The following is an 18239-nucleotide window of genomic DNA, read 5'->3' on the forward strand; positions in this document are numbered from 1 at the left end:
TCACCGACAGCAATCACCGGCTTGCCTGCGGCAGCGTCCGGCATGTTCTCCAGGTAGTGAACCGGGTGGCCCAGCAACATATCGGGGTCACCGGCTTGCAGACGATCGCGCCAGATGTAATCCCCGTTGCCGTTCTTCAGCTTTTGCAGCATGGCGGCGGTATTGGAGTTCATCGCCCACACTGCATTACGGCGGTAGCGGCGGCGCAGCTTAAAGACCAGATCGATCAGCTCATCAGCGGTGGGGGTAGCACCAGCGGAAACCATCTTTTCCAGGGTACCGAATGGACGGGTGCGATCGCCTTTAGCCTCACGCGGATAGGACAGGAACCCTTTTGACTTCTTGGCCCCGTCACCGCTTACCAGGTCGGTTTCTTCGGTTTCAGCAAAGGTGTCGCTAATCTCTTCGGTCAACCAGCCCAGAATATCCACATCGCTGAAGTCTAGGATTTCCTGGGTGGTTTTCGGGTAAGCGTAGATAGGGTTCAGCTTGATGCTGACCTCTTCCAGCTTAGGCGTCGCGGTTTCGTCACGGGCTTCACCTTCAATGCCACGTCCTACCGCCGCGCCGCCTACGGACACGAGTTTTTTGTATTCGTTGGATTTGGTGGTTTTCACCGTGCAGATCTGGCGCATCACGCTTTCATCCATCAGCATGCGCATGATCTCAGTATCCAGCTCAGGGATAACGGAATAGCCGCCGCTCTCATTGACGGTGGTAGACAGCATCCGGGTTTCACCGGTCATGATGTAGTGGCGCAACTCTTCATTGGTGATGGTCTTACCGTCTTTGGCTGGTTTGGCGTTGCCACCTTGGGCACGTTCTTCATCGGCCAGGGATTCATAACGGGCAATATCAGCCTGTAGGGTGTCGGCCTGGGTGCGGAGCTCGTCAAACTGTTTGGCTTCGTCTGGGTTAAGGCTGCGTTTCTCTTCTTCGGCCTTGGTCAGCAGGGAGCGCATTTGGGTGGCGAGTTCGGCTTTCTTCTGGCGGAGTTCAATCAATTTTTTCATAGCGGTTTCCGTGTAATGTGAATACAGACGGGAAACCAACTCAGAGAGGGAAGCCGCTTAACAGATTTCCAGTGCGGAAAGGTGGGAGTTAAACGGCTAAAGTGACGGCTCCCGTCGGAGTGTCACCCCTCAACATATACAGCAGAATAAAATAGTAAACAGGCTGTTTTTGTCCTGAACGCTAGTAAACAATCGCGAACAGAACATTTACAAAACTATCCTTTGGCAAGGTCTAAGGCATCATCTAATAAGCGTCTTTCCCTTTTAAGTTGCTCAATGAGAATATCAATGTGTTCCTTGCTGGTGGCAAGAACTTCACCTGAAAACTGGTGTATCAAGAAACCGTGGTGATCGACAAAAAAGAAAGCCTCCCGCTTCACCATATTGCGGTATTCACTCAGGGGCATCATTTGCAAATCACTTCCACCATCAGGAATACCAAACAGGTTTTTATGGTCGGCGATCTTCTTGATGTTAACTTTTGAATACGTCATTTCATCTTGGTTGGTGATGTTCATTTTTACCTCTCATTTTATAGAAAAAAGTTTTTTACTACTAAAACTGTCCGTACTGTCCGCCCTCGTCATTTTTTAAATATAAATCATTAAGTTAAGCCGTCAGACAGTTGTTAGAAAACTGTCCGCCACTACCCGCCCAAACTATCCGCCACGAGTCGGACAGTTCAGACACTTAACACCAACTATCCGCCCACTGTCCGCCCTACTTAATTAACTGTATTTACTATATTTTTATTATAAGGGCGGACAGTTCAGACAGTTTATTGAAGAAAAACTATATTACTGCCTAACCCCCTATAGGCTCATCGCCTCCCATGGCCGCTGGCAGCCACTCTTCGGCCTCATCCAGTAACGTGATGTTGGACTGGATACGGCCACGGGTTGCTTTCTTCTTGGATTCGGCCTTCTTATACTCCTTGCCATACTCGGCCATAGCGCCCGGCATATCCTTACCGAACCGAGTTAACGACACCGGCTTACCCAGGCCATGTGCTGACATGTAGGCCATATAGGCGTGGTATAGATAACGCCGTGGCGCAAAGGGAATAATCTCAGCATTGCCTATGAACATTCCTTCACACTCCACAAGCGCCATCAGGTAGCCGCAAAAATCCACCAGCGAATCCCCCTCACGCTTGATGGCTAACGCTTCCTCAGATTGCCGCTGTTCCAGTAAAAGCCCTTTGGCCTCCTGTTGCTTGGCAAAGCGGGTTAGCAGGTGCCGGATGATAACCGCCAGCTCTGCCTCAATCTTTTCAGGTAGGTGAATATCACGTTCCCCATCCGGCACCACATCGGCAAAGTTAAAAATCACCCTACGCCGTGATATGCCCCCACTGCGATCGCTGAAGGTCATTGAGTTGTTATTCACCGCCAGCACCACAGCAGGGATCCGCATCGAGTAAGGCGCTTTGTATTTCGGGTCTACGGCTACCTTGTCGCCGCCTGTAATGGCTTTGATCCCCGAACCGTCACCAGCATAACGGGCCATATCAGACAGCACGATCAGCGAGGCACCGACAATCAACTCCCGCTCCTTGGGGTTCTCCAGTGAGGACATGCTGGCGGCCACCGTATTACCTTTACCGGCCAACATGGTGCAGACCTCGGCAAACACACTTTTACCGCTGCCGCCCGGCCCGGTGACTTCAAGGAATAGCTGCCAGTCATACCGGTTCGCCATCACCATATAGAGCGCAGCCAGTACCCGATCAGCCTTACGGGTATTCCCCCCTGTGGAACGGGTTAACCACTTCCAGAAGTTTGGTGCATGGCTGGCCAGTGTTTCCCCTTCGTGCGCCTGGCTGAATTCGACGCCGCTGGCGATCAGCAACCAATCCTCTCGGCGGTGTGGCCGGAATTCCCCGGCCTTAGTATCAAATACCCCGTTGGTGAACCCGATAAGGTGCCGCTCTGTGGCCCCCATACGGGGCAGGCTCAGTTTCATGGTATCCACGGCGGATTTGATGCCCGGTTGTGAGTAAGAGATCTCGGCCTCACGGTAGATCGCCGCCATTTCCCGCTGCAGCTCTTTATCGGCTATAGGCTTCCAGATCACCCCGTCATAATGATGAACGGTGTCAGAGTCGCCATGTATTGCCAGCGCCCCACTGTAGCGAGCCAGAAGCACATCACCGCGCTGGCTGGCCCCCATCTGGTTAAGGGCCGGGGTTGCCGCTGGTTCTGGCGGTGCCGCATTGAACAAGCCGTTAATCCGGTCAGAATCAGCCAGTACGGCCACCAGCTCTTTACGGTCGATAAACTCCAGCGCTACCGCTTCGCGCTTCTCCCTGGCAGATTCAGGGGTACGGCTGGAAATAAAGCCGTTATCCGCCAACCACTCCGGGGTAACATTCCCGATAGCAAGGGCATGTAGCTTTCTTGCCAGATCGTTAAGTGGCGTTCCTGCCGTGGTTTGGAGAATGGCTTTTGCCGCTATGGCTTTCTCTACGGGGCGACCATTAACCCAGCGATAGACGCAGGAGAACAGCTCATTCGGCCATTGGCTGGTACTCACCTTCTGCGGTTTGCTCATAGCTGCGGCCTCACTGTCATGGTGAATTTGCCGATCAGCGGGTGGTACCAGTATTTACTGCCGTATTTGCGCTTTGCTCCCTTGATGATGATCAGCGCCGCCTTTCTGAAATTGGCTTCATGCACGATGTGGCCGTGGCCCTGCTTCACAATCATCACGCCGCTGTTACGCGCCAGTTCTTCCGCTTTGCTGGTGGAGAGGCCCATTTCAGCGGCCAGAGTGGTTAATGGGGCCATGCCTTCCGGCAGGGTGTCTTTACGCAGCAGGGAGGTTAAAGCCAGCTCAAGCGCTTCTACCCGCTTTACCAGTTCGTTGAATTTCAGTGGGCTGATCATTGTTTTTTCTCCCGTAACCGGTAAGCGAGGTTTTCTTTTGCGTGCGTTGCACCGTGAGCTATCCGAGCAATGCTTTGCAGCATTTCGCCTAGCCTGTACATGTCCGTCTTTGCCTGGTCGGCGTCATAGCTTTCACTCTCAGCAGCCCAAAACATCAGGCTTCCTATTGCTGAAATGCCCTCAAGAATGCTGTCATGCACGACCGAAGCGGCTTGCCGAAGCTCCTTTACATCCTCGAGTGGCGCGTTGCGGCCGTCATTGATCAGCCAGTAAGCATCTTTACGCATGGTGGCCTCCCGTTTGGCGTGAATTTGCAACGTTTTGGCGTTCTTCTGCTGAGAGGTCACCCAGAAATACCGCCACCTCTCCAGCTAGATCGCTGGCAAGATCAACGAGGTTTCCACCATCTGCGGAATCAACCCCATCAAACCGATGCGCTGATACCACGGATAAGAGCGAGGCTAACTGGTAGGCTTTTTCTGATGCCTGGGTAAGCGTTAATTCCTTAGACATGGCGCACCTCCACTGGCAGACGGGCAGCAAATGACAGGATGAAGTGAGGAGCCAGAACCTTACGGGCTTCGCGTTCGGTGTGTGCCTCTACGGATAAGCGGCAGGGCTTGGCTTCACGGTCAATGCGAGAGATCGCCAGAAAGCGCCATGTGTACTTATTAGGGGTGAGGGAATTCCGCCCGGTTAAGGGTGTGATATGATCTAACATAGCTACCTCGTTACTCATGATAACGTTGGTGGTAAGAGGCCCGGTTAGTGCTCCAACACTGCCGGGCTTCGCTATTTGCACCATGTTCAAAATCAAGGTGCACAAACACCATATATCTAGGTGCATATACACGTCAACGCTTTTATTTTCTTTTCTTACCTGTATAGTGTTCCTACACCAATGTAAGGGGAACAGCATGGCAACAGGCTTTAAGAACAACCGCTCAACAACAAAGGGAATCCGCTTTCCGCATGAGTTAATTGAAGAGATCGACGCGAGCGTAGAACGTGAGAAACCAGAAAACCCCGGAGCTAACTTTTCTTCATGGGTGCTGGATGCCTGTGGGCGCAAACTCAAAGCGGAGCAGCGCAAGAAGGCCAAGGAAGAACCAAAGGGCTGAACGAAAATTTCCGTTGAGTGGTTATCGCCTGGGCCGCACGACAATGCCGGATACCCGACCAGATCGAACTGCGCCAGCGGCGCGGTTAAATGAGTGACAGGGCTCAAGTTTGAGCTTTGTTTGCTTATCAGTCGGTTAGATACGGGATTTTCGGTAACAGATACTTGTCCTCTGGCTGAGTAAAAGTTTACTACCGGGATTCCGGCAGTTTCTAAGACCGTTGGGGGAATTCCCCCAACGCTTATAACTGATTGATTTTGTTCCAGAGTGCAATTATGCACTCTGCTCAAAACCTGTCTGATATCGAACTCAGCCACCGGCTGGGTTCCACCAGCGATGCGAACATAATCGCACCGGTTGACCTGATCGATCGGTGTGATAAGCTGGCCTTGTTTTGTGTAGTGACATTGGCGGCCCTGCAAGGCCGCTTTTGTTTTATGTGCCATACCCCACCTCACACCGTTTTATTGGTGATTACTTTCGGCTGGCTTTGCAACCATTCCTGAATCTCTGAAAGCATCCAGCCAACGGCACGGCCACCGAGCTTGCGGCGTGCAGGGAATTTACCTTCTTTTTCCATTAAGTGGCGTTTAGTGCGGCATGTGCCGGTCATTTTCCGGCATTCCGCTTCACGGACAATGCGATCGGTGAAAGATTGTTGATTGTTCATCATTGCTCCTTACGGTTTAAGTGGGTTCGTAAGGAGCCTAAGGTGAAAAAATACTACTTTTTGTCGTTTTCCACAGTTGGCGTGGGAATTCCCACATAATCAAGCTCTATATCTTTTAAATAATCAGCAAGAGTTGAACCAGTCACCGGCGGTTTAATCCCCATCTTCTGTAAATCTATTAGAAAATCACCAGTACCTCTCTCCTCATTAAGAAGTGATCTGGGCTTTTCAGATGAGCCTTTTCCATACGCTATCTCTATTAATGCTTTTATCAATTTATTCTGTTTTGATCCGTTTTGTACTCTTGTCCTCTTTTCGCTGGCAATATCAAGATCTCCGGCAAAAACCTGAAAATTACCATATTCCTTAATATTATTAAATTCACTAGCCATTACACATAAATATTTCACATTCACGCTAATAGGTATTCCCATGAAACTTATAAGAACATCATTATTAGAGTCATAAGATGATTTTACAAAAAGTGAATCAATTAATATATTATCATCACCACTGAATTCAAGATTAACTATATTAGAGTCTCCAATGTAGAAAAAACCATAAATTGATTTACCATAATAACCTGGATGATTCCAATTTCCAGCCCTCTCCAAGTGCTCCAAATCATTAATAATCCACCCATGATCTTTTAGGTACTTACCAACAAAATCATCATAAAAGCCGGGTGAGTTTTTTACTTCATTACTAAAACCAACACCGATATACCTGTCAGGTTCGTTTTTAAAATCCACGTCAATAAACACGGAAATGTTCATAGCTCCGGTTGATGCATAATGAATAATATCGTTCACGCTGCATCCCATTTTAGCTGCTGCCTCTGGTAATGGGTAATATAAACGCATCGGTAGTTTCATTTTCTCACCTGCAACAAAATAACATTGTCATGTTCACCGGCCAGCAGTTCCAAACGCTCACACCACATATTCAGCGCCTCCAGCTTTTCCGGCATATATTGGCTGAGGTTATAGACCGCCATCACTCCCGGCATGATATGGCCGAGCAGTTGTTCAACGACATGCGGAGCAATACCCAGATCATTAAGTTTGGTGGCGAACGTGCGCCGGATATCGTGAAGTGACCAGGATTCAGCATGGCCTAAACGCTTCCAGACCAAACGGCCCCAGGCGCTTACCGCGCTTGATTCCTTTACCTCACCCAGTAGTAAGCCGCTGGCTTTATTCTGGCGGTGTAGCTCCTCGATAAACGGCCTCATGGCTTCCGGCACCGGACGGACTATTTTAGCCCCACCCTTGCTGTGCTCCTTCGGTACCGTCCATACCCACCTTTTCAAATCCCATTCTGACCAGGTAGATAATCTGGCTTCTTGAGAACGGCAGCCGAACACCACCAGCAAGCGCAGCATGGCGGCGTAGTAAGGTTTGAACTTTAATTGCTGGCTGGCCTTCCATATCTGGCCGATCTCGTCGTCTGTGTGGACTCTGTCGCCCTTATCCTGCTTGCTGCCCACGTCTGGTATGGTCAGATCATCCAAAACGTTGCTGATGGCATAGCGCCGTACACGGCAGAATTTAAGAGCCTGCTTGCACATCTGGAAGACATAGCCCGCCGCTACCGGCGTTTCTTTCTTCATCCGATCGAAGCATTCCAACCAGTGACGGGTTTCACACTGTGACAAAGGCAAAGCGCCGATATAGGGGTAAATGTGCTTTTCGAGCTGGGCTTTGTGTCGTTCGACGTTGGCGCGGTGATCGGTGGCGTACTCGTTGATCCAGTATTTCAAAGCATCTTCAACGGTAACAGGCTTGAGGGTTTCAGCTATCGTAAGGTTTAACTGGTGCTTGGGGTCTTTGCCTTCCGCCAGCCAGGCACGACACTGATCGCGCTTTTCCCGCGCCAGCTTAAGACTCATATCCGGGTAGTTCCCCAGCTTCAAGCGTTGAGGTTTAGCCTCACGGCCACCCAGGCGATAGGCAAAGTGCCAAGTCATAACACCAGACTTCATGACTTTGATGCTCAGGCCGTCACCGTCAGCGTAAAAGTTATCGCTAGGGCTCTCCCGTCCTATCATTTTTCTCAGCGTTGCATCGCTCAATTTGTTGGTTGCACCGGCCATAGAGAATCTCAGTTCATATGTTGCACAGACTACACCATAGACTACACCGTTCTGCGCATCCCCATAAACAAGCATAAACGAGAACGAGCATAAAAAGGCTGATTACTTATAAATATCATAAAGTTAATAAAACAATAATGAACCATGATAAACTGCAAAAAACCGTGCTTTATAGAATACGGCATGAACTGATACTAATCAGTTAACGTATTGATAAAAGGCGCTTTTCCTTAACCGGTGAGCGCCTTTTTATTTGTAGTTCTGCGAAATATATCGGGTGATGCTGACTTTTCAGCGACTAAATGTAAATATTTTGCAAATTACCTAAGTTGTCCAAACGATCGCCATGAGCGGGTGTCTGAATATTGTATCGCTATCGAATTGCTTCTTTATGCGTTACAGGTTCTCGTACCCAATCGCATAATGAGTTAATGATGAAGCCCCCGCAAAAATTCCAACGTGCTTTCCTGCACCCACGCTACTGGCTGACCTGGTTTGGCTTGGGTGTGCTGTTCCTGCTGGTACAACTCCCTTACCCGGTATTGCACAAGCTCGGTGTCTGGATGGGCCGCACCTCCATGCGCTTCCTGAAGCGCCGCGTCACCATCGCGCGCCGTAACCTTGAACTGTGCTTCCCAGATATGTGTGCAGAACAACGTGAGCGCCATGTGGTAGGTAATTTCGAATCCCTCGGGATGGGCCTGCTGGAAACCGGCATGGCCTGGTTCTGGCCCGACAGCCGCGTCAAGCGCTGGTTTAATGTCTCCGGCCTGGAACACCTGAAAGCCGCACAGCAAAACAACCGTGGCGTGCTGGTGATTGGCGTGCATTTTATGTCGCTGGAACTTGGTGGCAGGGCCATGGGCCTGTGCCAGCCGATGATGGCGATGTATCGCCCGCACAACAATAAAGCCATGGAATGGGCTCAAACCAAAGGCCGTATGCGTTCCAACAAGGCCATGCTGGATCGTAAAGACCTGCGCGGCATGGTGAATGCCCTAAAACGTGGCGAAGCCGTGTGGTTCGCGCCAGATCAGGATTACGGCCCACGCGGCAGCGTATTTGCTCCGCTGTTTGCGGTTGATCAGGCAGCCACCACCAGCGGTACTTTTATGCTGGCCCGCCTGGCCAAGCCAGCGTTGCTCCCAGTGGTGCTGATCCGTCGCCCCAATGGCTGTGGTTACGATCTGCTGATCCAACCTGCGCTGGAAGATTACCCGATCGACGATGAGGTTGCCGCTGCGACTTATATGAACAAAGTGGTGGAAAAGGAAATCATGCGCGCGCCAGAGCAATATCTGTGGCTACATCGGCGCTTCAAAACCCGCCCGGCAGGCTCCCCTTCGCTGTACTGAGCCTCACATTCTGGGGCGCAACCTACGGTGCCCCACGATATTTTCCCCTCTGGCATTTTGTGCTCCCCATCTAGAAATCGGCTGAACAGATTTTAACTTTGCTGTAACATCTCTTTTTACCTGCACAGGAAAAAGAAGCAATGAAAAATCAGGTTCGTCTTGCTCTGGTCGGTGATTACCAACCAACCGCTGTTGCCCACCAAGCTATCCCCGTCGCTCTGCAACTCACTGCCTCACACCTGGATATCCATATTCAGTTCCAGTGGCTTGCTACTGAAACGCTTACCGAAACCTCGATACTGCAGAACTATGATGCCATCTGGGTGGTACCCGGTAGCCCCTATCACAATGATGATGGCGCGTTTATGGCGATCCGCTATGCACGTGAACAGAACGTGCCGTTTCTGGGATCTTGCGGCGGTTTTCAGTATGCGATTGTGGAGTATGCCCGCAATGTGATGGGCTGGCACGATGCCGGGCATGCAGAGACCGACAGCGGGGGCCGTTTGGTGATCGCCCCACTCAGTTGCTCACTGGTCGAACAAACCGGTACCGTTCGGTTCCAACCGGAAACGCTAATCGCCCGAGCCTATGGCAGGCTGGAAACACATGAGGGTTACCACTGTAACTTTGGTGTGAACCCTGAATTTGTGGCTGACCTGCAGCAGCACCCGCTGATCGTCAGCGGGCACGACACCGAAGGGGATGTGCGCTCAATAGAACTACCAGGGCACCGTTTTTATGCCGCTACGCTGTTCCAGTCGGAACGTGCTGCGTTGCGCGGTGAACTGTCACCGCTGGTGGTGGCACTGATTCAGGCCGCGCGCTGAGCCCTTCTGGGGGCTAAATAGCCCCCCAGTTCTCACCACATCAGGCGACCAATCAGCGGAGCTGCGATCACCGTGATGACTCCCGCCAGCATCATCACCAGGCTGGAAACCACACCTTCCTGCTGGCCCAACTCATAGGCTCTGGCCGTGCCTGCACCATGCGATGAAGCACCAAACCCGGCCCCTTTCGCCAACCCGCTGCGCACCGAAAGCCGCAGAAACAGCACATCGCCCACCGCCATGCCGAACACGCCGGTGATCACCACAAACAGCGCCACCAGATCCGGTTGCCCACCCATTTGTTTTGCCGCCTCCAGAGCAAACGGCGTGGTGATAGAACGTACCGCCAGGCTGCGCTGAACCTCATCCGGCAAAGTCAACCAGCGCGCCAGCCACACCGAACTGCAAACGGCCACGCCTACTGCGGTGAACACCCCGGCACTGAGCGAAAGCCAATGGCGGCGGATAACCTGCAGGTTTTCATACACCGGCACGGCAAAAGCGATGGTCGCCGGGCCAAGCAGCCACAACAGCCAGTGCGTTTCACCAATGTAATCCTGATACGAGATATGAGTCACCACCAGCAGCAGCACCAGAATCATCGGGGTTAATACCAATGGCATCAGCAACAGCGTCCTGCGGCGGCGGTAGAGTTTCTTATTGGCAAAATAGAGCACCAGAGTTGCCACAAAGCAGGCAAGGCTGAGGATCACATCATTCATGGCGTGTTTTCCTGCGTTGCAGCCAAAGCTCAAAACGGTAGACGCGATCCACCACCAAACCGGTTGCCGCCAGCGTTAACAGGGTACTGATGGCGATCACCAGAAAAATCTTCCAGCCCTCAATCATCAGTAACTGGGCATAGTTCACTACCGCGACCACGGCGGGGACAAAGAACAGCAGCATTTCAGCCAGCAACCAGCGCGCACCGGCCTTTACCCAATTCAGCGGCAGAATACGCAGCAAGATCAGCGCCAACATCATCAACATACCGACAATATTGGCTGGCAGCGGCAGATGGAACTGCTTCACCAGTCGATCGGCAAGCAGGAATAACAGGGCATACAGCACCACCTGAGCCGGCACCTGTAAGCGGCTCAACAACGATGGCGCAGCACGGCGTAACGCCAGGTACATAACCGAAACCTCAAATAAAAAATCACGGTTCACAGTATACGCAGCGAGGAAACAGTGCCTGAAATGAATTAAAATCATCAGTATCATGCCAGAAAGGAATAGTGCTACCCCAGGAGAGCCTAAATGGATGTCCGTACCCTACGCTACTTCGTTGAAGTAGTTCGTCAGCAAAGCTTCACCCGCGCAGCCGAAAAGCTGTTTGTCACCCAGCCGACGATCAGCAAAATGCTGCGTCATCTGGAAGAAGAACTGGAATGCACACTGCTGATCCGCGAAGGGCGCAAACTGCATCTCACCGACAGCGGGCAGGCCGTTTATCAGCGCGGGCTGGCGATCCTTGGTGAGTTCCGCCAGTTGGAAGCCGAGCTGGAAGACATCAGTTCAGTCAAAAAAGGCGTACTGCGGTTGGGGATCCCACCGATGGTGGGCAGGCAGATCGCCGGGCTGATCAGGCAGTTTCGCCAAACCTATCCCGGCATCGAGCTGAAAATTGCCGAGTTGGGCGGCCAGTTAGTCGAACAGGCGGTGCTGTCCGGTGAGCTGGATTTGGCAATGACGGTGCGCCCTTCCGGTACTGAACAGCCACTGACCTTTCTCCCTCTGTTGAGCCACCCGATGTGCGTCGTTATGCCACGTAACACGCACTGGCTTAACCGAACCACCATCAATATTGCTGAGCTCGCCGAGTGGCCCATCCTGATTTATAACGAGGATTTTACGCTGTATAAAATGCTGATGGCGGCGTTCCATCAGGCGGGTTTCGAGCCCAAGATTGCCGTACGCAGCGGGCAGTGGGATTTTCTGGCTTCGATGGTGCAAGCCGGTATTGGTATTGCCACGTTACCCGAACCGGTGTGCCAATGGCTGGATAAGAGCAACCTTATCTGGCTGCCGCTGGAACCGCGTATGGAATGGCTGGTGGGGTTAATCTGGCGTCAGGGCCACTATCTTTCCCACAGTGCTCAGGCCTGGATCGCCTGCTGCCGCGACTACTGGCCAATGCCTAAGTAACAGCCCGCCGTGCCGGGGAATTCATATCAAAATCACCTGCTATACTTCGGCTAAAGGTGACAAAAAAACACCAAGAACATGCGCCTCGCGCCCTTCCATTCGAGGCTGCATGACATTGTGCATTCCCACTACTTTCATGCCAGATGGAAAATATATGCAGTGGAAATCCCTCCAGAAGATGACTCCCGGTTTGATAAATCTGCTCGCTTATGAGCGTAGCTGGCTGAAACCAGACATTCGCGCGGGCCTCTCTGTCGCGGCAGTGGCGTTACCGGTGGCGATTGCCTACGCCGAATTAGCCGGTGTGAGCGCCATCGTCGGGCTTTACTCCTGCATTCTGCCGATGATTGCTTACGCTATTTTTGGCTCATCAAGGCAGTTGATCGTCGGCCCCGACGCCGCGACCTGTGCGGTGATTGCCGCCGTCGTCACGCCGCTGGCCGCAGGCAATACCGAACTCCACTGGCAGTTAACCATCGTGATGACCCTGATGATGGGCACCTGGTGTCTGATTGCCAGCCGTTTCAGGTTAGGGGCGGTTGCGGATCTGCTGTCTCGCCCCATCTTGAATGGACTGCTGAACGGCGTGGCGCTGACGGTCATCGTTAACCAGATCAGCAAAGTGTTTGGCTATGCATCCCCTTCCAGTGAGCTGATTGAACGCATTGTCGCTTTGCCAGGCAACTTACTCAGCAGCCATTGGCCTACGATGGGTGTCTCGTTGCTGACGTTGCTGATTCTGCTTGGCGTACATTATGCCCGGCCCAATTGGCCAGCACCGCTGTTCGCCGTGGTATTAACGACGGCGCTAAGTTGGGCGGCGAATTTACCGCGCTTTGGCATCGAAACGGTCTCCGGCTATACCGGCAGTGGCCTGCCGATGGTGTCATGGCCTGACTTTAAGCCTGGGCTGCTGCGCGATCTGGTGATCCCCGCATTAAACCTGGCGGTAGTCAGTTTTGTCAGCATGATGCTGACCACCCGCAGTTTTGCGGCAAAGAACGGCTATGAGGTGGATGCCGACAGTGAATTCCGCGCACTGGGGTTAGTGAATATCGTCTCTGGGCTTTCGCAAGGGTTTGCTATCAGCGGGGCCAACTCCCGCACTGCAGTAAACGATGCCAACGGTGGCAAAAGCCAGCTGGTTTCCATCATTGCCGCGCTGGCCATTGCTCTGGTAGTGCTGTTCCTCAACGAACCTTTGTCGTTTATTCCCATACCGGTACTGGGCGTGATACTGATTTATGCTTGCTGGTCGTTGCTGGACATGCGCAGTATTTTCCGGCTGCGCAAGCGTAACCGTTCTGCATTCAATCTGGCTGTGTTTACCTTCCTGAGCGTTCTGCTGGTCGGGATCATTCCCGGCATCGGGCTCGCCGTTCTGCTGGGCCTGTTGCAGTTTTTACAAACGGTGTTTCGGCCTACCGAGCAGCTGCTCGGGGTGAATGAGGACGGCATGATCCACTCGCTCGGTGAAAACAACGATATTCAGCCGGTCGATGGGGTGATTATGTACCGTTTTAACTCGCCCCTGACCTATTTTAACGTCGCCTATTTTAAGCGGCGGATCGCTAATCTGGTGGAGAATAGCCCTGTAAAACCGCGTTGGGTGGTGATCGACGCGGTCGCCAGCTTCACTCATGCAGATATCAGCGTGCTGGCAGCGATCAACGAGCTCAAGCAGGAGCTTAAGCTGCGTGGTATCAGCCTGGTACTGGCAGGCAGGCGCACCGAATTAACACGCTGGTTCCGTTTGCATCGTTCCGGTAGTGATGAGCGCGATCTGATCCTGGTTCCTGACCTGTATCTGGCGTTGAGGCTGATTCAAAGCAAGGAACTCAAGGCTGAAGGGGAAAGAGACGCGGAAGTTCCGTTGCCAAGTTAATCACTTAAAGGGCCGCATTGCGGCCCTGCAGACGACTGACCAAGCCTGTTCCGATCATCGGCGCTAAACCCGCGGATCTCGGGCATAAACACCACTTGGTCATCAATCTTAACCTTCCCGCTCGATCAGCAAGGCTTCAAGCAAATCCAGATCGTGCAGTAATTTTTGCAGTGTCTCGTTACTGATTTTTTGCGTAGCACGCAGGTGATAGAGTTCCCCTCGCTCGGCCCGTAATGCAGTCAAACGGAAACGCCGTTCCAGGTTTTCCAGCGCCAATGCATTCTCGATGTCATCTTTGTTGGCAATACGCCGCCGTAGCGTACCAATCACCCGTGAACTGACCTCTTTCAGGATCTGCGGATCGAAGTTTTCTTCGGTGTCCGCCGCCAAGCGCTCTTCCATTTTGTTGATACTATGAATCGCCACTTCCGCCACGACGGCAATCGCCATACGCTCTTCGTCTTTACTGGCGCTTTTGTCAGCGACCTGAACACCGCGCAACAACAATGGCAACACCAGCACGCCAATAATCAACGACAGCAAAATCACGCCGGTAGCAATAAACACCAGTTGGTAACGGGCAGGGAAAGCGGTGCCATCGCTGAGCAACAATGGGATCGACAGCACGCCCGCCAGCGTGATCGCCCCGCGAACCCCAGCAAACGACGCCACCCACAGTTCACGCGTGCTGTAACTGCCAAACTGCAATGGGCGCTTTTTCATCAAGCGCTTGCTGGCCTTTTTCATCAGCCACAGCCAGCTAAAACGCAACATCAGCAACGCGGCATAGATAATCGCCACGTCGGTAAACAGATACCAGGTCTCAATCGTCGGGTCCAATTCGGCCTGCAAAATCGAGGTCTCTATGATCCCCGGCAACTGCAGCCCCAACATGATAAACACCGTGCCGTTGAATACAAACTCCAACATTGACCAAACGCTGTTAGCACGCAGGCGCATTGCCAGCGGAGCATTGCGGATCACGCCAGACTGGCTGATGGTCATCCCGGCGGCAACCGCTGCCAGAATACCGGAAACCCCGATATGTTCGGCGATCAGATAAGAAGCGAACGGTAGCAACAGTAGGAAGACAATCTGTGTTGCCGGGTCATCGCCGCTCCAGCGGCTCATCACTCGCAGCGATTTACTGTAAACCCAGGTCACCGCCACCCCCGCCAGCAAGCCACCGATAGCCACCTTCAGGAACTCCATGGTGGCACCACCTAAGGTAAACACCATGGTACCCATCGCTACCGCGATGGCAAACTTCAGGGATACCAGACCGGAAGCATCGTTCATCAAGGCTTCGCCTTCCAGCACGCCCATAATCGACTTAGGTATCCGCCCTTTGCCAACAATCCCCCCCAGCGCCACGGCATCGGTCGGCGACAATACCGCCGCCAGCGCGAACGCCGCCACCAGCGGGATCCCTGGCACCATCAGGTAAATCAGATACCCCACCCCGATAACGGTAATCAGCACCAGAACCAGCGCTAGCCCAAGGATTTCCCGCCCATGATGCAGAAATTCCCGCATAGGCGTTTTCCAGCCATCAGCAAACAGCAGCGGAGGAATAAACAGCACCAGAAACAGTTCAGGATCAAAATCCACATGCAGACCGAAATGCGGCCAGGCTAACAAAGCCCCGATGAGGATCTGCATAAGCGGCAACGGCACCTGGAACGGCAACATGCGCGTCACCACCCCAGAAAGGGAAACCACCAGGATCAAAATGAGGATTGTAAAAAAGATTTCCATGCTTTCCTTAGGCTCTATACCCAGGTTCTCTGCCAAAGTATGCCGAATAATAGATCACTTTTTCGCAGCAGGAAAAGCGTGTTAGGCCTTTTAAAACAAAGAACAGCAAAGAAGGAGAAGTATCTGAAGGGGAAACATCGAACATGCCCTCTCCCGCAAGAGAGGGCAAACAAAATGATTAAATAGCCCAGCCACCAGCGTAGAACGCAACCAGCGCAATAGCAATCAGCACGGTACCGAGGTTCAGTTTGCGCCACTCGCCCGAGAAGATACGGCCAATCACCAGAGAACTGAAGCCCAGCATAATGCCGGTTACGATGTTACAGGTCAGCACGATAAACACCGCACACAGTAAACCCGCCATAGCATCAACGAAATCGTTGAAATCCAGCTTGGTGACATTGCTCAGCATCAGCAAACCCACGTACATCAGCGCGGGCGCGGTAGCATACACCGGCACCAGATAGGATAACGGTGACAGGAACAGGATCAGCAGGAACAAGATGCCAACCACGGTGGCCGTCAGGCCGGTTTTACCGCCTGCTGCCGTACCGGCGGCAGATTCGATATACACCGCCGCAGGCGCAGCCCCAACCAGCCCGGAGAAAATGCTGCTCAGGGAATCTGACGTCAGCGCCTTGCCACCATTGATGATTTGGCCGTCTTTATCCAACAGGTTCGCTTGCCCGGCTACCGCACGGATGGTGCCAGTGGCATCAAACACCGCAGTCATCACCAGTGCCAGCACGCTCGGCAGCACAACGGGCTGTAAAGCGCCCATAATATCCAGGCTGAAAATCAGAGATTTACCGTCAGCATCTGCCAAGCTCGGCATGGCGAACAGCCCTTGGTACTTCACCGCCGGGTCAAAAATCAGGCCGATCACAGAGATGGCAATAATCACCAGCAGAATGCCACCCGGCACGCGCAGCTTTTCCAGACCGAAGATCACCGCCAGCCCCAGCAACGTCATCACCACCGGGAAAGAGGTGAATGCCCCCAACGCCACCGGCAGACCATCCAGCGGGTTCTTCACCACCAGACCGACACCGTTGGCAGCGATCAACAGCAAGAACAGGCCGATCCCAATCCCGGTACCATGTGCAACACCCATCGGCAAATTACGCAGGATCCAGGAACGAATGCCGGTCACAGAAATAATGGTGAACAGTACCCCCATCAGGAATACCGCTCCCAACGCCACCGGAATGCTGATGTGCTGGCCCAACACCAGGCTAAAGGCGGTAAATGCCGTCAGAGAGATCGCGCAACCAATCGCCATTGGCAGATTAGCCCATAGCCCCATCAGCAAAGAGCCTAACCCCGCGACCAGACAAGTGGCAACAAACACGGCGGTTGGCGGGAAGCCTGCCTTGCCCAACATGCTTGGCACCACAATCACCGAATAGACCATCGCCAGGAAAGTGGTTAACCCCGCCACCACCTCCTGACGCACGTTGGTGCCACGTGCTGACAGTTTAAAATACGCATCAAGCCCGCCTTTAGGTTTCGCGGCGTGGTTCGCTTGAGAATTCGACATGTTGCTATCCCCTGTGTTTCATTGACATCTGGTATAATTATGGTTTGTTATTCCACTCATACATGGTTATTACGAAACCGTTTCCGTCACGTTCGCCGCCAACGCCAGCGAAGACGCCCTGTAAAAAAGCAAACGTTTAACTCTTATTGCATGAAGTGGCTGACTGATAGTACTTTTTGCCTGCAGATCTCACGTAAAGCCAACAAACCCATGGCTTGAAATATGCAGGCGCGATTTGAGGCAAACGATTATCTAGCCTTCCGTACTGTCTGATCAACTAAAGATCGCGACAATCTGGATGAAAAGGTATCGGGTGTTCACCCAAGGATGTTCAACGGCCCACCCTGTTGTAGCGCCCGTTGATAGGCTGGTCGGGCGTGAACACGTTGCAGATAGCCCTGTAAGTTCGGGCATCCCTCCAGCCCGCCGCGTGCCGCCATTGCTTCCAGCGGAAAACTCATCTGAATATCCGCAGCGCTGAACTGATTACCGGCAAACCAGGGATTGTGGTTTAAGTGCTGTTCCAGATAAATACGGTGGGTGGCGATCTGTTTATCCAGATATTCCTTTTGCACCCCTTTGCCGATCACCCCCGCCACTGGGCGAATCAGCCATGGGATCGGCGGATGCCCCAAACGGCTGAACACCAACTTCATCACCAGCAACGGCATCAGCGAACCTTCGGCATAATGCAGCCAGTAACGATACTGCTGACGAGCATGAAAATCGTTGGGTTTAAAATGCCCTTTCTCATCATAGACTTCCTGCAGATATTCAATAATTGCGCCAGATTCCGCCAACGCCAGGTCGCCATCGACAATCACCGGAGATTTCCCTAACGGGTGGATTTTTTTCAGTTCTGGCGGTGCCAGCAGGGTGGTTTGGTAATCCCCCCGAAAAATCGGTGTGTTTATAAGTAGAATTCTCTCGTAATCT

Annotated in this window: 20 protein-coding genes; 5 read left to right on the plus strand and 15 right to left on the minus strand. The window is 52.6% G+C overall.

Annotated features, from left to right (window positions below):
- The 7 genes from IV04_RS20615 to IV04_RS26445 all read right to left on the minus strand — a co-directional run.
- Positions 1–1013 (minus strand): phage major capsid protein (locus tag IV04_RS20615; protein WP_037441313.1); only part of this gene is annotated, 1013 nt, incomplete at its 3' end.
- A 215-nt stretch (positions 1014–1228) separates the two neighbouring features.
- Positions 1229–1531 (minus strand): hypothetical protein, encoded by a 303-nt coding sequence (locus IV04_RS20620; RefSeq protein ID WP_051916905.1) that lies wholly within the window; start codon positions 1529–1531, stop codon positions 1229–1231.
- 286 nt (positions 1532–1817) lie between these two features.
- The gene (locus tag IV04_RS20625) at positions 1818–3566 is read right to left on the minus strand and encodes a DUF5906 domain-containing protein (protein ID WP_037395094.1); all 1749 of its coding nucleotides are present in this window, start codon (positions 3564–3566) and stop codon (positions 1818–1820) included.
- A complete protein-coding gene (locus IV04_RS20630; RefSeq protein WP_037395097.1) occupies positions 3563–3901 on the minus strand; it encodes a hypothetical protein in 339 nt (112 codons plus the stop codon). The genes IV04_RS20625 and IV04_RS20630 overlap by 4 nt, the downstream gene beginning before the upstream one ends.
- Positions 3898–4188: a hypothetical protein gene (locus tag IV04_RS20635; RefSeq protein WP_051916906.1), complete on the minus strand. Its 291-nt coding sequence runs from the start codon at positions 4186–4188 to the stop codon at positions 3898–3900. The genes IV04_RS20630 and IV04_RS20635 overlap by 4 nt, the downstream gene beginning before the upstream one ends.
- The gene (locus tag IV04_RS20640) at positions 4181–4414 is read right to left on the minus strand and encodes a hypothetical protein (protein ID WP_037395098.1); all 234 of its coding nucleotides are present in this window, start codon (positions 4412–4414) and stop codon (positions 4181–4183) included. The genes IV04_RS20635 and IV04_RS20640 overlap by 8 nt, the downstream gene beginning before the upstream one ends.
- The gene (locus tag IV04_RS26445; RefSeq protein WP_037441317.1) at positions 4407–4622 is read right to left on the minus strand and encodes a host cell division inhibitor Icd-like protein; all 216 of its coding nucleotides are present in this window, start codon (positions 4620–4622) and stop codon (positions 4407–4409) included. The genes IV04_RS20640 and IV04_RS26445 overlap by 8 nt, the downstream gene beginning before the upstream one ends.
- 196 nt (positions 4623–4818) lie before the next feature.
- Between IV04_RS26445 and IV04_RS20650 the strand changes: the two genes are divergently transcribed.
- Positions 4819–5022 carry a YlcI/YnfO family protein gene (locus IV04_RS20650; protein ID WP_037395100.1) on the plus strand — a complete coding sequence of 68 codons (204 nt, stop codon included), beginning with the start codon at positions 4819–4821 and terminating at the stop codon, positions 5020–5022.
- 454 nt (positions 5023–5476) lie between these two features.
- On the opposite strand, the gene IV04_RS20655 is transcribed toward IV04_RS20650, so the two are convergent.
- The 3 genes from IV04_RS20655 to IV04_RS20665 are packed head-to-tail and all read right to left on the minus strand — an operon-like array spanning position 5477 to position 7787.
- Complete coding sequence (locus IV04_RS20655; protein ID WP_037395103.1) at positions 5477–5692, minus strand: AlpA family transcriptional regulator; 216 nt, start codon at positions 5690–5692, stop codon at positions 5477–5479.
- A gap of 53 nt (positions 5693–5745) precedes the next feature.
- Positions 5746–6567, minus strand: coding sequence for a hypothetical protein (locus IV04_RS20660; RefSeq protein ID WP_037395106.1), 822 nt, complete (start codon positions 6565–6567; stop codon positions 5746–5748).
- A complete protein-coding gene (locus tag IV04_RS20665; RefSeq protein ID WP_037395110.1) occupies positions 6564–7787 on the minus strand; it encodes a site-specific integrase in 1224 nt (407 codons plus the stop codon). The genes IV04_RS20660 and IV04_RS20665 overlap by 4 nt, the downstream gene beginning before the upstream one ends.
- 434 nt (positions 7788–8221) lie before the next feature.
- On the opposite strand from IV04_RS20665, the gene lpxP reads away from it, so the two are divergent.
- Together lpxP and IV04_RS20675 are read left to right on the plus strand one after the other, a co-directional pair.
- Entirely contained in the window at positions 8222–9142 is a 921-nt protein-coding gene (gene lpxP, locus IV04_RS20670) for a kdo(2)-lipid IV(A) palmitoleoyltransferase (RefSeq protein ID WP_037395113.1), read from the plus strand.
- A 140-nt stretch (positions 9143–9282) separates the two neighbouring features.
- Positions 9283–9972, plus strand: a complete 690-nt coding sequence (locus IV04_RS20675) for a CTP synthase (RefSeq protein WP_037395116.1) — start codon at positions 9283–9285, stop codon at positions 9970–9972.
- A 32-nt stretch (positions 9973–10004) separates the two neighbouring features.
- On the opposite strand, the gene IV04_RS20680 is transcribed toward IV04_RS20675, so the two are convergent.
- Together IV04_RS20680 and IV04_RS20685 are read right to left on the minus strand one after the other, a co-directional pair.
- On the minus strand, positions 10005–10694 hold the full coding sequence (locus tag IV04_RS20680; RefSeq protein ID WP_037395119.1) for an LrgB family protein: 690 nt from the start codon (positions 10692–10694) through the stop codon (positions 10005–10007).
- Positions 10687–11109, minus strand: a complete 423-nt coding sequence (locus IV04_RS20685; protein ID WP_037395122.1) for a CidA/LrgA family protein — start codon at positions 11107–11109, stop codon at positions 10687–10689. The genes IV04_RS20680 and IV04_RS20685 overlap by 8 nt, the downstream gene beginning before the upstream one ends.
- Before the next feature lie 123 nt (positions 11110–11232).
- On the opposite strand from IV04_RS20685, the gene IV04_RS20690 reads away from it, so the two are divergent.
- Entirely contained in the window at positions 11233–12120 is an 888-nt protein-coding gene (locus IV04_RS20690; RefSeq protein ID WP_037395125.1) for a LysR family transcriptional regulator, read from the plus strand.
- A 154-nt stretch (positions 12121–12274) separates the two neighbouring features.
- Positions 12275–14005, plus strand: a complete 1731-nt coding sequence (locus IV04_RS20695; RefSeq protein WP_037395128.1) for a SulP family inorganic anion transporter — start codon at positions 12275–12277, stop codon at positions 14003–14005.
- 108 nt (positions 14006–14113) lie between these two features.
- Here IV04_RS20695 and IV04_RS20700 read toward each other — a convergent pair whose 3' ends face one another.
- The 3 genes from IV04_RS20700 to IV04_RS20710 all read right to left on the minus strand — a co-directional run bounded on the left by IV04_RS20700 (position 14114) and on the right by IV04_RS20710 (position 18226).
- Entirely contained in the window at positions 14114–15763 is a 1650-nt protein-coding gene (locus tag IV04_RS20700) for a Na+/H+ antiporter (RefSeq protein WP_037395131.1), read from the minus strand.
- A gap of 178 nt (positions 15764–15941) precedes the next feature.
- Entirely contained in the window at positions 15942–17303 is a 1362-nt protein-coding gene (locus tag IV04_RS20705) for an NCS2 family permease (protein ID WP_037395134.1), read from the minus strand.
- A 317-nt stretch (positions 17304–17620) separates the two neighbouring features.
- Positions 17621–18226 (minus strand): glutathione S-transferase, encoded by a 606-nt coding sequence (locus IV04_RS20710; RefSeq protein WP_081893262.1) that lies wholly within the window; start codon positions 18224–18226, stop codon positions 17621–17623.
- Positions 18227–18239 lie beyond the last annotated feature (13 nt).

This window comes from Serratia sp. Ag1, from assembly GCF_000743355.1.
GTDB lineage: Bacteria > Pseudomonadota > Gammaproteobacteria > Enterobacterales > Enterobacteriaceae > Chania.